This window comes from Chitinophaga rhizosphaerae (assembly GCF_003958645.1).
Classification (GTDB): domain Bacteria; phylum Bacteroidota; class Bacteroidia; order Chitinophagales; family Chitinophagaceae; genus Chitinophaga; species Chitinophaga rhizosphaerae.
The window spans coordinates 1-14,878 of sequence record NZ_RXLO01000004.1 but is presented as its reverse complement, the minus strand read 5'-3'; the positions used below and the strand labels follow the sequence as shown (position 1 = coordinate 14,878).

11 protein-coding genes are annotated in these 14,878 nt (G+C 56.1%); 9 read left to right on the top strand and 2 right to left on the bottom strand.

The features are described from left to right. Positions 1–121 precede the first annotated feature (121 nt). Positions 122–1,675, bottom strand: coding sequence for an SUMF1/EgtB/PvdO family nonheme iron enzyme (locus EJ361_RS10580; protein ID WP_126245596.1), 1,554 nt, complete (start codon positions 1,673–1,675; stop codon positions 122–124). Positions 1,676–1,845: 170 nt separating this feature from the next. Here EJ361_RS10580 and porU point away from each other — a divergent pair, with 170 nt between their 5' ends. From porU to EJ361_RS10545, 7 genes are all read left to right on the top strand, one after another. Next, complete coding sequence (gene porU, locus EJ361_RS10575) at positions 1,846–5,220, top strand: type IX secretion system sortase PorU (protein WP_126245595.1); 3,375 nt, start codon at positions 1,846–1,848, stop codon at positions 5,218–5,220. 117 nt (positions 5,221–5,337) lie between these two features. Continuing rightward, entirely contained in the window at positions 5,338–6,501 is a 1,164-nt protein-coding gene (porV, locus tag EJ361_RS10570) for a type IX secretion system outer membrane channel protein PorV (RefSeq protein ID WP_126245594.1), read from the top strand. Between the two features lie 93 nt (positions 6,502–6,594). Beyond that, positions 6,595–7,077 carry a 2-C-methyl-D-erythritol 2,4-cyclodiphosphate synthase gene (gene ispF / locus EJ361_RS10565; RefSeq protein WP_126245593.1) on the top strand — a complete coding sequence of 161 codons (483 nt, stop codon included), beginning with the start codon at positions 6,595–6,597 and terminating at the stop codon, positions 7,075–7,077. A 31-nt stretch (positions 7,078–7,108) separates the two neighbouring features. After that, positions 7,109–7,552, top strand: coding sequence for a dUTP diphosphatase (gene dut, locus EJ361_RS10560; protein ID WP_126245592.1), 444 nt, complete (start codon positions 7,109–7,111; stop codon positions 7,550–7,552). Positions 7,553–7,554: 2 nt separating this feature from the next. Beyond that, on the top strand, positions 7,555–9,297 hold the full coding sequence (locus EJ361_RS10555) for a tetratricopeptide repeat protein (protein WP_126245591.1): 1,743 nt from the start codon (positions 7,555–7,557) through the stop codon (positions 9,295–9,297). A gap of 33 nt (positions 9,298–9,330) precedes the next feature. After that, complete coding sequence (locus EJ361_RS10550; protein WP_164714170.1) at positions 9,331–10,164, top strand: DUF4292 domain-containing protein; 834 nt, start codon at positions 9,331–9,333, stop codon at positions 10,162–10,164. Positions 10,165–10,227: 63 nt separating this feature from the next. Then, entirely contained in the window at positions 10,228–11,658 is a 1,431-nt protein-coding gene (locus tag EJ361_RS10545; protein WP_126245589.1) for a murein hydrolase activator EnvC family protein, read from the top strand. Positions 11,659–11,728: 70 nt separating this feature from the next. Here EJ361_RS10545 and bshA read toward each other — a convergent pair whose 3' ends face one another. Continuing rightward, on the bottom strand, positions 11,729–12,868 hold the full coding sequence (gene bshA, locus EJ361_RS10540; protein ID WP_126245588.1) for an N-acetyl-alpha-D-glucosaminyl L-malate synthase BshA: 1,140 nt from the start codon (positions 12,866–12,868) through the stop codon (positions 11,729–11,731). A gap of 82 nt (positions 12,869–12,950) precedes the next feature. On the opposite strand from bshA, the gene EJ361_RS10535 reads away from it, so the two are divergent. Next, positions 12,951–14,321: a M20/M25/M40 family metallo-hydrolase gene (locus tag EJ361_RS10535; protein WP_126245587.1), complete on the top strand. Its 1,371-nt coding sequence runs from the start codon at positions 12,951–12,953 to the stop codon at positions 14,319–14,321. 7 nt (positions 14,322–14,328) lie between these two features. Further along, a complete protein-coding gene (locus EJ361_RS10530) occupies positions 14,329–14,727 on the top strand; it encodes a hypothetical protein (RefSeq protein WP_126245586.1) in 399 nt (132 codons plus the stop codon). Positions 14,728–14,878 lie beyond the last annotated feature (151 nt).

The window sequence follows — 14,878 nt, the reverse complement described above, 5'->3', positions numbered from 1 at the left end:
CATGGTCAGCGTCAGTACTGCAGGATAGGGTTCCGGGGAATCCGGCCGCCAGTAATGCATCCGCCACAAAAGTAAAAGGCTGACCATGCGGTCAGCCTTTCCTGTATGCTAAAAGAGCGGATTAGCGTTTCTGGCGCTGGGCGCGGAATACCTGACCCGTTTTAAACTTGTTGCCTTCGGGGCTGCCCACACGGTCCATTGCGCAACGGAAGCCTACGGTGTTGGTGGCCATTTCTTCCTGCATGTAGCGGCGGGTGCCGGGAGAAAGCCAGTAGGCACGGTCGTTCCAGCTACCACCTTTGATCACGCGGGATTTGTCATTGATCAGGGTTGTGATGCCGTAACCGTATTCCACGAGCGAAAGGGAGTCACCATCCAGGTAGTTGATCACGTCGCCTTTCTGGTAGTTCAGACGGCTGGCGGATTCTTCATCCGTTACGTCGCGCATTTTCAGCACGCCCAGGCTGTCTTTTTCGAACTCCTTGTTCTCGTTTTGATATACCGTCTGGAATTTGTTACCACGGAAGTAGTTGAAGTCATCACCATCGATGGTGGTCAACGGCCTGTACACGTCGTTCACCCACTCGCTCACGTTACCCGACATGTTATACACGCCGAAGTTGTTGGGGAAGAACGAACGAACGGGAGCGGGGATGGAAGCCCGGTCGTTCAGGCCGCCGGCCATACCCATGTTGTCGCCCGAGCCGCGTTTGAAGTTCGCCAGGAACTGACCTTGCCAGTTACCGCGGCGGATATCGCGCAGGCCGGCGTTGTTGGTGCCCCAGGAGTAGATCTGTTTGTTGAGGATCAGCTCTTCCCCGCGTTTGCCTTCTTTCTTGGAAGGGTTGGGGTTCTGACCGATATATCCCAATGCGGCGTATTCCCATTCTGCTTCCGTGGGCAGGCGGTAGTTCGGCAGCATGATACCGTCTTCGAACTGCGCGCCACGGGGAGAACCGTCGGCGTTGGCGAATTGTTTCTTCGCGGATTTGGTCATTTTGCCCGGCGTACCTTCGTACAGGCCGGCCATGTAGGCTTTGGAATCGAACGTGTTATCGTCTGCCTGGTTCATGATGTCTGCCTTGGAAAGAAGGCCGGCGTCCATGAGGAGTTTTTCGTTCACACGGTTGGATCGCCATTTGGCGTAATCGGTCGCCTGTTTCCAGGAAACGCCCACCACCGGGTAATCATTATAGGCGGGGTGACGGAAGTAGTATTCCACGAGCGGCTCGTTGTAAGCCAGTTCGCTACGCCAAACGAGAGAGTCCGGCAAAGCGCCGCGGTAAACGTCGGGGAAAGATTCTCCGTACACACGGCTCAGCCAGAACAGGTACTCGCGGTAGTTCACGTTGGATACTTCATTCTCGTCGATATAAAACGACGAAACCGTAATACGGCGGGGGATATTGTTCCAGTCGCCCATCACATCCTGCTCCGTGGCGCCCATGGCGAAAGTACCGCCCTGAACGAACACAAGTCCCGGACCAGTGAACTGGTCTTTGCTCTTGGCAACGGAGAAACCACCCATCTTGGGGTCGTTATAATTCCAGCCCGTAGCGGAAGAAGCGTCCTTCTTCTTCCCGAACAGTCCGCCGCCGCCGTTCTTGCTGCAGGCAGACATGGACATTACCACGCTGGTGCCCACAATCAAGGATAAGGAGGTTAATCTGTGCATGCGATAACAGCTTTTGATCGATACAATTTAGGTATTCAAATAGGTAAACGCAAATGTAATTCTTTTTATTTTATAGCAAAAATAAATAATCTGTAAACAGGTGCGTGTAACGGGCGTTGTGAAACTCCCTGATATATATTAGGTTTGTGTGATACAAGCTTTCCGACCTTATGCGCATCGCCCCCCGGAGAACCCGCTTCCTGGCCCTGGCCATTTGCCTGCTGCCCGCCCTCGATTCGGCGGCGCAACGGCAGTATGCATCCCGGTCGGTGCTGGCAGATGGTCAATGGCGGAAAGTCTCCGTTTCACAGCCCGGCGTCTACCGCATTCCCCTGCAGGCCCTGCAGCGCTGGGGGCTCCCGGCCGAAGGGAAACCCTCCTCCACCGTCCGCATCTTCAGCCACGGCGGCGATATGCTACCGGAAGATAATGCCATCCCACGGCCCGACGATCTCCCCGAAATCGCCCTGACCATCGTTGACGGGGGCGACGGTATTCTAAACGGCAACGATTACATTTTATTTTATGCGCCCGGCCCCCTCCGCCGGCAATTTTCCGCCGGGGAATGGGAACACCGCTCCAACTTGTATGCGGATTCGGTCTGTTATTTCATTACCCTCGGTGCCGGCGGGCTCCGGATCCCTGCAGACGCGGGAAAGCCGCCGGTGACAGAATATAACAAGGAGTACGATTACCTCAGCGTTTTCGAGCAAGACAAACACAATATACTTTCCGGCGGGAAACAATGGATGGGCGCCCGATTTTCCTCCCTGCCGGAAGACGCCCTGGTGCGCACATACCCCACGAATGTACCTGCGAACCTGACGGACGCGGTGTTGCGGATTCGCTTCGCCGCGCGATCCACATCCGGCGCGAAGTTCGGGGTCGCAGCGGGCGGCCAGGCGCTGGGAACGCTCTTCCCGCCACCCGTACCCGGCAATATCTTCGATACCTACGCGGCTACGGTGAACGGTTCCTTCCCTGCCACTCATCCCGCCAACGTGACCGTTACCTTTTCCGGAAACGCAAGCGCACAGGGTTGGCTGGATTTTTTTACGATCGAAGGCCGCGCCCCGCTTGCGCTTCCGGCGCAAGGCTCCCTGCTTTTCCGCGACACCCGCAGCTTCGGCACGGGCAAAACCGCCGGGTTCGAGATCTCCGGAACAGACCCCGGCACCCGGGTCTGGGACGTCACCGATCCGCAACGGCCTGTCCAGCTATCAACGGAATCATCCAATAATACCTTACGCTTCTCGCGCGATGCGGGCGTATTGCGCGAATATGCCGCCTTCCGGCCGGATGGCCTGCCAGAACCTGCGTACATCGGGCCGGTCGCGAACCAGGACCTTCACGGCCAGGCGCCCGCGCAAATGCTCATCATCACGTCGGGACAACTCCTGCCACAGGCCGAAAAACTCGCCGCCTGGCGACGCGATCATTCCGGCCTGAGCGTCAGCTGCGTAACTACCGACCTGATCTGGAACGAGTTCGGCGGCGGATCGGCGGACCCCTCGGCGCTGCGGGATTTCCTCAAAATGCATTACGACCGCAAAACCCTGCGGTTCGTGCTGCTCATGGGGCGCGCCGGTTATAACTATAAAAAATCTACTGCGGAAAGCGTGCCGGTTTGGCAAAGCCCCGCGTCGCTGCACGGCCTCAATACCCATCCCAGCGACGATTTCTACGCCTTCCTCGATGATAACGATGATATTTCGGAACATGGTGCTCTGCTCGATGTAGCCGTTGGCCGACTTCCGGTGTCGACGGTGGAAGAGGCGGCTTCGGTGGTGGATAAGATCATGCGTTACGAATCGCCCGCTTCTTTCGGGGAGTGGCGCCAGGAGCTGACTTTCGTGGCAGACGATGAAGATGCCAATCTTCATTTCGACGACGCGGAATCCGTGGCGAACATGGTGGCAGGAGCATCCCCGGACTTCCATATCAACAAGATTTACCTCGACGCATATCCCCAGGTGGCGGGCGCATCGGGCAGCCGTTATCCTGCTGTGAACGAGGCCGTCCGCCACCGGATGAACGCCGGCAACCTGGTATGGAATTACAGCGGCCATGGCAGCGCGGCGCGGCTGGCGGAGGAGGCTATTCTCAGCGAAACGTCTGCCGCGCAATGGGACAACACCGAACGGTTGCCCCTGCTGATTACCGCTACCTGCGACTTTGCGCCGTTCGATCAGCCGGAGGTCCGGCCGCTGGGCGAGCAGTTGCTGCTGCGAAAAAATGGCGGGGCGATCGCTTTGCTGACCACCACCCGCGCCGTGCTCGCCGCTTCCAATAAAGTGATGAACGCCAATTACTTCCGCGAGGCTTTCCGCCCGGGCGCTTCCGGGAAAATGCCGCTCCTGGGCGAAGGGGCGATGCGCGCCAAAAACGCCACTTATGCGCAATCGGCCGATGCGGTCAATAACCGGAAGTTCCAGCTCCTGGGCGATCCGGCCATGGCCATCGCTTTTCCGCAGCAGCGGATATTCCTGGATTCGGTAAACGGGAAAGCCGCCGATGCCGCGGATTCCCTCAAGGCGCTGGGTTTTTACCGGCTTTCGGGCAGTGTGAGGGATGGGAGCGGGAATGTGCGGACCGGTTTTCATGGCCGGGTGCATATTTCCGTCCACGACGCGCCGGGGCAGCGGTTCACCCGCGCCAACGACCCCGGTAGCCAGCAGGCGGCGTTCGCAGAAGACGACCGCTTGTTGTTCCATGGGAGCGATACTGTAATTGCAGGGCGCTTTGCTGCGGGGTTCGTGGTACCGAAAGACATGTCGCAATCCGGTGCGGTGGCCGTAATGCGCTTTTACGCGGAAGGGAAATCCGAAGACGCGGGCGGGGCCTGGCGGGGCATGCGGCTGCGCGGGACCGCCGAAGGCGGACAACCCGACCGGGAAGGCCCCCGGATCGGGGCCTGGATGGATCATTTTCGGTTTACGGACGGCGGTCGCACATCGGCTTCGCCCACGCTGCTGCTGCATTTGAAGGATATTTCCGGGATCAACGCAACAGGCAACGGCACGGGGCACGACATTACCGCCGTGCTCGACGACCATGCGCAATTTTTCGTCCTGAATGAATTTTATGCCGCCAGTCCGGGCACCTGGCAGGAGGGAACGGTACAATTCCCCCTGGCAGGCCTTTCCCCCGGGCCGCATACCCTGACCATCCGCGCCTGGGACGCCTGGAATAACTCCTCGGCCCGGACGATCAGGTTCGTGGTGGCGGGGGGAGAGGACAGCGGCCCTGCGGTTTGGACGTACCCGAACCCGGCACAGGGTTTGGTGCGGTTCATGATCGAATGTCCGTGGCAGGATGTGGATGTTGACGTGGTTATCACTATCTTTGCATCTTCGGGACAGGCCGTAAAGCAGATCAAGAGCACAATAAATACAGCGAACGGCCGTTTTGGGGATGTACCATGGAATACTGGTGCCGCCGGATCGGGAGCAAGACTGACCCCTGGGATTTACTTCTATCAAATCAGCTTGAGCAATAGGGAGCGCGGCCAACGTATTTTGGGCGGGAAGATGATATTATATTAATTTGTATATTATAAAATGAATATATTTAAGCGCATAATATTATACGTTACATCCCCGTTTATTGCTTTTAATAAATTAGAACTTATTTTTACATTTAAGCTAACTAAATAGTATTGCATGTTTTCAAGGATATCGACAGCTGTTATTTGCATTTCTTTCCTATGCCTATCAAACAATGCAAATGCGCAACTTGACCCTTCCAATCCTGTAGATGGGAGGACAAATGTGATCAGCACGGCTGTGCCTTTCCTGCGTATTTCGCCGGACGCCCGCAGCGGCGCTATGGGTGACGCAGGTGTTGCCATTTCCCCGGACGCCAATTCCGTTTACTGGAACCTTTCCAAGCTTCCGTTTGCCAAAAAGAAATCCGCAGTAGCGGTTACCTATACGCCCTGGCTGAAAGAGCTCGTGAACGATGTATTTCTCGCCCAGCTGGCGGGTTATACCCAGCTCGACGAGAACCAGGCCATCGGCGGATCGCTCCGCTATTTCTCCCTGGGCGATATCGAGTTCAGGAATAACAACGGCCAGTTCGACGGGAATTTCCGGCCGCGGGAGTTCGCTTTCGACGCGGGTTATGCCCGTAAACTGAGCGAAAACTGGTCGATGGGCGTTACGCTCCGCTACATCCACTCCAGCCTTGCCAGCGGTACGATCAACGATCAGACGATCCGCCCCGGGCGCGCCGTGGCTGCCGACCTTTCCGCTTACTACACCAAGGATTTCGAGAACAACAACGGCGGCACCAACAATTTCAGCGCCGGTCTCGCCATCTCGAACATCGGTAACCGTATCTCCTACACCCAATCCGCGCAGAAAGACTTTCTGCCGACCAACCTGGGACTGGGCGCCGCGTATACCATCGGTATCGACGAATACAACAAAGTGACCTTTACGGCAGACATCAATAAACTGATGGTGCCGTCTGTCCAATACCAGGGCGATTCCGCCTACCTTCCTAACAAAAGCATGCTGGAAGGGATGTTCAGTTCATTCGGCGATGCACCGGGCGGGTTTAAGGAAGAAATGCAGGAGCTGATGTATTCCGTAGGTGCGGAATACTGGTATAACGAGCTGTTCGCCGTTCGTGCGGGTTATTACAACGAGCACGCGTCTAAGGGGAACCGCAAATTTTTTACGGCCGGTGTTGGCGTTAAATACAATATCTTCGGGCTGAACTTTTCGTACCTCGTGCCTTCGGGAACGGGTATCCAGCGCAACCCGCTGTCCAACACGCTCCGCTTCTCGCTGACGTTCGACCTGGGCGCAAATGAGGAATAGATAGTATATTTGCCATAATACTTTTTAAGATGCAATAAATCCTCCGGTCTTTTGGAGGATTTATTATTTTACGGAATAGCAAAAAACTGGATCATGACTAAGCTAAGGATTGGATTGGGAGTGGATTTTCATCAGCTGGTAACCGGCCGCGACTTCTGGCTGGGCGGGGTTTTGGTACCCCACAGCAAAGGGGCGCTCGGCCACAGCGACGCGGACGTGCTCCTGCATGCCATTTGCGACGCCATGCTCGGCGCCGCGGCCCTGGGCGACATCGGGACGCATTTCCCCGATACCGACAATACCTATAAAGACATCGACAGCAAAATATTGCTTACCCGTTGCAGCGAGCTGATCAAAGCCAAAGGCTACAGCGTGGTGAACGTGGATGCGACCCTTTGCCTGCAGGCGCCCAAGATCAAACCGTACGTTCCGCAGATGCAGGAAGTGATCGCGCAGCGGCTGGGGCTGACGGCGGAAGACGTTTCCATCAAGGCAACCACAACAGAAACGCTCGGCTTCGTGGGACGTGAGGAAGGTGTGGTGGCTTATGCCAACGTGCTCCTCGAAAAGCAATAACCTTTTTAACGATAACTGTTACCTTTGTTCAATGGCTGATATTCAAGTAAAAATCATCAACCGTTCCGGCAATCCGCTTCCCACATACGCAACGGCGGACGCGGCCGGGATGGACCTTCGTGCCAACCTGGAAACTGCCGTTACGCTGCAGCCCATGGAGCGTACCCTCATCCCTACGGGCCTTTTCATGGAACTGCCTTCGGGTTTCGAAGCACAGGTGCGCCCCCGCAGCGGCCTCGCCATCAAACAGGGGCTTACCCTCCTCAATACGCCCGGCACGATTGATGCAGACTACCGGGGAGAGATCAAGATCATCATCATCAACTTATCCACCGAACCGCAAACCATCCAGCACGGCGACCGTATCGCGCAGATGGTGATCGCTCCTTTCGTGCAGGCTGCGCTTGCCGAAGTCGTGGAACTGAGCGATACCGTTCGCGGTGAAGGCGGATTCGGTCATACCGGCAAATCCTGAGCATGCGCATCACCGGCATACTGATCCTGGCATTATCGGGGGTGATCGCCGCTTCCTGCGGCAGCCAGCGCAAAAGCGCCGCCCTGATACCCGCCCCGTTGCAACAGGAAATCCTGGCGCAGCGGGCGGACAGTCTTTTCTTTGCCGCGCAGCGTTCCAAAATGCTCGGCGATTACAAGACGGCCATCACGCAGTATTCCGACTATTTGCGCCTCAACCGCGATAATGCGGCCATTTATTACGAGCTGAGCCGCCTGTTCATGGAAGCGCGCAACCCGCAATATGCGCTCGGCTTCGCACGCCGCGCCGCCGGTATGGACTCCTCCAACAAATGGTACCAGATGGCGCTGGCCGAAGCATTTTCCGTCAACGAAATGTTCGACAGCGCGGCCTTGGTGTACGACCGGCTTATGAAAGCGAGCCCGCAAGACGATGATCTCCTTTTCAATAAAGGGCTGTCCCTCTCGAAAGCGCGCAAGTTCGCCGACGCCATCCGCATTTTCGATACCCTCGAAGCGCGCGTGGGCCTCAACGATGAGATCGTTTTCCAGAAACAGCGGATTTTCATGCGGCTCGATTTGCCCGATCATGCGGCCGCGGAAGTGCGGCGCCTCATTGCCCAGGAACCCGAAGAGCTCCGATACTGGGGCCTCCTGGCGGAAATTTATGAAGCGGTTGACCGTTCTGCACAGGCCAAAGGCGTGTACGATACCATCCTCATGATCGACCCGCAGCATCCCCGCGCCCTCATCGCCATCGCCAATATGGAAAGGAAGAACGGCAACGAGGCGCGCTACCGCGCATTCCTCCTCAAAGCGTTCCATAACCCGGATTTCAATATCGACGAAAAGGTATCTTTCGTATATCCTTATTTGCAGATGCTGGAAACGGATACCACCAAAAAGGCGGAAGGCATCATGCTGGCCAATCTCATCGTGGAGTCGCACCCCGGTGAAGCGAAAGCCTATGCGCTGAGGGCCGATATGTACTCGCAGGCCAATGTGCCGGACAGCGCGCTGATGAATTATAAACTCGCGCTGGACCTGGATTCCACGCGGTTCAGCGTGTGGTACCAGCTCATGTACCTGTATTCCAGGACCGAACAGCCCGATTCCCTCCTCCGTGTGAGCAGCCACGTTATGCAGCAGTTCCCGCGGGAATTCATGGGATATTATTTCAACGGGCTGGCCAATTATTTCAAACAACGATATGATGCCGCGGCCTTCGCGCTCAACGGCGCCCTCGGGATCGGCGGCGAAAAACGCTTCGTGGCGGATGTGTACGCCCTGCTGGGAGACACCTATCACGCCAGCGGCCTCCATTCCCGGAGCGACAGCTGTTACGAGATCGTGCTGGGCATGCGGCCGAAAGACCATATCGTCATGAATAACTACAGCTATTACCTGTCTATGCGCGGCGAAAAACTCGAAAAGGCTGAAACCCTCGCCAGAACGGCCATCGAGCTGAAGCCCGACAGTCCTACCTACATGGACACCTATGCATGGATACTTTTCCGCCTCGGCCGCTACCGCGATGCCAAGCTGTGGATCGAAAAGGCGCTCGAATTTGCCGACGCGCAACAGGATCCCGACGTGTTGGAGCATTACGGAGACATTCTTTTCAACCTGAACGAAAAGGAAAAAGCCATGCAATTCTGGCAACTGGCAAAGGCCAAAGGGGCCAATTCCCACGGCCTCGCCCGCAAGATCGCGGAGAAGCGTTACATCAAAAACATCGACCGTTGAATGGCGGGCGCAAAAAAATCGACGAACAGTATCATGAATCGTAAAATAGAACTTCCAATTGTTGCATCGCTGATCAGTCTGGCATTATTTTCCTGCCGTTCCACGCGCATCACACGCGCCACCTTTCCGTCAGACACTACCGCTCCCGCTGCCCGCCCCGATTCGGTGGACACGGAAAAAGCCCTCGCCGAAGCCCGCGAAATCCGCGATAGGGTGACGGCCAACCGTGTGCCTTACGAAACGTTCACCGCCGATTTGAAAATGGATTTCGAAGACGACCGGGGGAAGAAAGGCAATAATCTCGGGGTGAACATCCGGATGCAGTACGACAGTGCCATCTGGGTACGCATCGGCGGCCCGCTGAACGTGGAAGGCGCCCGGATCCTCATCACGCGGGACAGCATTAAAGTGACCAACCGGCTGGAAGGTACGGTGACGCTGCGCAGCACGGCGGAAGGGAAAGAACTGATGAAACTGGAAATGGGCCTCACCGAACTGCAGGACCTGCTGGTAGGGAACCCCGTGTTCCTCGGCGATTCCGTAGGGCAGGTAGTACGCACCCAGTCGATCGTTTCGTTCATGTCGAACATGAAAGACCTCGTGAGCCAGTTCAACGTGTTTGCCGACGATTACCTGATCCAGCAGGTGAAGCTCTCCGATGCCGACGGCTCCCGGCCTGCGCCCAGGGTGGTGGAGCTGACTTACGGTGATTTCAGAGCGGTGGAAGGGCGGAAACTGGCTTTCCAGCGGAAAATTTACGTGGAGGAAAAGCAGGTCATGAAAGTGGCGCTCGACTTCCGGAAGATGGAATTCAACAAGCCGGTGAGCTTCCCGTTCCCCATTCCGTCGTCTTTCACCCGTCAATAGAACACAATTTCGTTGTATATTTAACGTTATAAACATCATTTCGGAACTATAAATATGGTGCAATTGAAAAAGTTCATCCCGTTACTTATCCTGGTGCTGGCACTGGCCCCGGGTATGCTGCATGCGCAGACCCAGAGCCGGGAGGAACTGGAGCGGAGGAAGCGTGAGCTCCAGAAAGAAATGGAGGACGCGCAAATTATGTTGAAGGAAACGAAGAAATCCAGCCGCGAAAACCTCGGGCAGCTGCGCGCCCTGCGCAACAAGATAGACGTGCGTACCCGGATGATCCGCAATATCAACGAAGAGATCACCTTCATCAACGGCGATATCAACACGGCGCTTCGCGATGTGAAAACACTGCAGCGCGACCTCGATACCCTCAAGGAACAATACGCGCAGCTCGTGGTGGCGGCGTACAAGAACAGGAGCTCCTATGCTTTCCTGAACTTCATTTTCTCCGCCAAAAGTTTCAATGATGCCGTTAAGCGGTATAAATACCTCCAGCAATACCGCGATTTCCGTCGCCGGCAAGCCGATAATATCATCGAAACGCAGGAACAGCTGCGGGTGAAAGTGAAAAACCTCCAGGACCAGCGCGCGAAACGTTCCACAGCGCTTACCACGGAGCAGGCAGAGCGTGAGACCCTCGAGAAAGACCGGAAGGAAAAAGACGCGGTGATCAGCAAGCTGAAAGGGCGCGAAAAAGAGCTGGCGCGAGATATTGCCCAGAAACAGCGCGACCAGAAGAAAGTGCAGGACCTCATCCGCGCGGTGATCCGCAAGGAGATCGAAGCAGCGCGCAGGAAAGCCGAGGCGGAAGAACTGGCCCGCAGGAAAGCGATCGAAGCGGAAAAGAAACGGAAGGAAGAAGAGCGCCAGCGTGCACTGGCCGCAGCGCGCGAAGCTGCGAAAGCCGCGGCGGCGCAGAATGCGGCGAACAATAATAACAACACGGCGGCCAACAATAAACCGGAAACACCGCCTCCGCCTCCGGAAACCAGGCCCGAGCCCCCGGCTCCGGCGCCTGAAAAGCCGACACGCGTGTACAACGTACTGGAAGCCACGCCCGAAGCTGCCGCCCTTTCAGAAAACTTCGAGAACAATAGAGGAAAACTCCCCTGGCCCGTGGAAACCGGTTCCATCATCGGTTACTTCGGCATCCAGAAAAACCCGGACATCAAGATCACTGAAGAAAACGACGGCATGATCTTCGCCACCCGCAAAGGCGGCAACGTGAAAGCGGTGTTCAGCGGGCAGGTGCGCTCCGTGTTCGCCATCCCCGGCGGCGGCTACGCCATCACCATCAAACACGGTCAGTACTTCACCAACTACGTGGGCCTCTCCGGTTTCAGCGTGAAATCAGGGCAGTCGGTAACCACCGGCCAGGTGATCGGTACCGCCCGTACCAATGAAGAAGAAAGCGCCGGTGTGGTGGAAGTGCAGATTTATAAAGTAGATAAATTGCAGAACGCCAATACCTGGTTCAGAAAATAACAGGCCCGGTTTCGGGAAACGAAAAAGAGCGACGGAATGCCGTCGCTCTTTTTTTTATGTCTTGCCGCATTTAATTGCGAACCACGGATTGCTGGAGCACGTTGTCGTACAACGCTTCATATTGCGGGATGATATTGTCGATATGGAAGCGCAGCGCCTGTTCGAGTGCGCCCGCGCGCAGGGAAGCGAGCAGCTTCTCGTCTTGCAGGATAGCGATCGCATGGGCCGCCATCTGGTCTACATCGCCCACGGGGCTGGAGTATCCGGTGACGCCGTCGATATTGATCTCGGGGAGGCCGCCGGCGTTGGACGACAGTACGGGCACCTGGCTGGCCATGGCTTCCAGGGCGGCGAGGCCAAAGGATTCGTATTCGGACGGGAGGAGGAAAAGGTCGGAGATCGACATGACATCTTCCAGCTGCTCCTGTTTCCCAACGAACCGGATATCGTCGCACAGGCCCATTTCGCGGCACATGCATTCGATCATGGGGCGGTCTGGCCCGTCGCCCACGAGGAGGAGCTTGGCGGGCATGACGTCGCGCACCTGCCGGAAGACCTTCACCACATCCGGAACGCGTTTCACTTTGCGGAAGTTGGAGACGTGGAGGAGGATTTTTTCGCCGTTCGGCGCGATGGCCTGGCGGAAATGGGGAAGCTCGCGGCGTTTGAAGCGCGCGGTATCCACGAAATTGTAAATCACCGAGATGTCCTTTTCGATGGGGAACGATTTGTAGGTTTCGTCCCGCAGGTTGTTGGACACGGCCGTGATGGCGTCAGACTCGTTGATGGAAAAGGTGACTACGGGCGCGTAGGTTTTGTCTTTCCCCACCAGTGTAATATCCGTGCCGTGCAGCGTGGTGATGAAGGGGATATGCCGGCCTTGCTTGGCGACGATCTGCTGCGCCATATATGCCGTGGAAGCATGGGGGATGGCGTAGTGAACGTGGAGCAGGTCGAGTTTCTGATTGAGGATCACGTCTACCATCGTACTGCTGAGCGCGCTTTCATAGGGCGGGAAATCGAACAGCGGATATGTGGGGACCTGAACTTCGTGATAATAAATATTGGCGTGGAAAGCATTCAGTCTGACGGGTTGCTGGTAGGTGATGAAGTGCACCAGGTGCCCCTTGTCGGCCAGGGCCTTGCCCAGTTCCGTCGCCAATACGCCGCTACCGCCATAGGTAGGGTAGCATACAATTCCAATGCGCATCCGGGAATGGATTTAATGAGTTGCTAAGGTAAGTATTTTAAAATTAGTTAGCTTTAAACCCGTAAATCCGGATCTAAACATGATGAAGCCAATTTTAGCTGTGCTGGCCTGCATTTCGGTGCAAACCGCCAGTGCGCAGGCGTCAGACTCCCTCGCTATCCGCCGCCTGGCAAACGAGGTGTTGACCCGCAGTACCGCGTATGAAAACCTGCGGGTGCTGACCAAACAGATCGGCGGCCGCCTGGCCGGGTCGCCGCAAATGGTGAAGGCCGAAAAATGGGGTGCCGAAGCGTTGAAAACCGCCGGAGCCGACACGGTGTTCACCCAGGAATGCATGGTGCCGCATTGGGTGCGGGGCGAAAAGGAACAGGCCCGCATCGTGAGCCGCCGGCGCGATTTCGTGCCGCCGCTGAACGTCCTGGCACTGGGGAATTCCGTAGGAACTGGCAGGAAAGGGGTAACGGCGCCCGTGATCGAGATAAAATCTTTCGACGAGCTGGAGGCACGGAAAAATGAAGTGAAAGGGAAGATCGTCTTCTATAATTATCCCTTCAACCCGACGTTCGTCAAAACATTCCATAGTTATGGCGATGCCGTGAAATTCCGTGGCCAGGGGCCCAGCCGTGCGTCGAAATACGGTGCGGTGGCGGTGATCGTGCGGTCCATGAGCCATAGTATGGACAATCACCCGCATACCGGCAGTACGCGGTACAACGATTCTTTCCCGAAGATCGCCGCGGTGGCCATCGGGTTGAAAGATGCGGACCGGCTAAGCCAGCGGATCGTGAACGACCCGACGATGCAGGTTTTCCTTCGTACTACCTGCGAAATGTTGCCGGATACGATCGGTCATAACGTGATCGGAGAATTGCGCGGCAGCGAGTTCCCCGATCAATATATAACGGTTGGCGGTCACCTTGATTCGTGGGACAACTGCGAGGGTGCGCACGACGACGGTGCCGGCGTGGTGCAGTCGATCGAGATACTGAGGGCATACAAGGCGCTGGGGATCCGGCCGAAGCATTCGATCCGGGTGGTGTTGTTCGCTAACGAGGAAAACGGGACGCGTGGGGGAGTGAAGTATGCCGAGTTGGCGAAGCAGAACAATGAAAAGCATGTGTTTGCGCTCGAGAGTGATGCCGGGGGATTTACGCCCAGGGGTTTCATCATGGAAATGACGGACGCCCAGCGCGCCAGGGTAAAGAGCTGGACGCAGTTGCTGCAGCCTTATGGGTTGTATGATTTCGATGAAGTGGGCTCGGGGGTGGATATTACGCCGTTGGGCCGGGCGTTCGGCATCCCGATGGCTGAACTTTCTCCCGATTCGCAACGTTATTTTGATATTCATCATGCTGCGTCGGATACATTTGAGGCGGTGAACAAGCGGGAGTTGGAAATGGGCGCCGTGGGCATGGGGGCGTTGATCTATTTGGTTGATAAATACGGTTTATAATCCTGATATGAAAAAATTCGTACTCATTATTATGTTGATCATCCTGGTGGTGCTGGGAGGATTCTTTTATTACCGGTATTACTTTGTGTTTGGCCGGGGTACCAAGGCGGGGGAGCTGAACTTCTTCGTGGAGAAAGGGTATGTCTGGAAAACTTATGAGGGGCGGCTGATCCAGTCCGGTTTTAAGCCGCAGACGTTGGGCGGCGTGCAGTCGAACGAGTTCCAGTTTTCCGTGACGGACGAGAAGGTGGCGCAGTTGCTGATGGGCAGTAGCGGGAAGTTGCTGGAGTTGCATTACCGGGAGCACCTGGGGGCGTTGCCCTGGCGCGGGTATAGTAATTTCATTGTGGATAGTGTGATATCTGTAACGGACCCAAAAACGGGGGAGCGAAAGACGTCTTTTTAATTGTGGAAGCCGGGCGAAAATTGTAATGCCCCCCAAAAGTTGGACACTTTAGGGGGGCATTTTTATGGACAAACGCATTAAATACAGTATTCGTCAAAAAGAGTTAACAGTTGTTTCGATAGAAAAGGGGAAGGAGTCCATTACTTCAGCA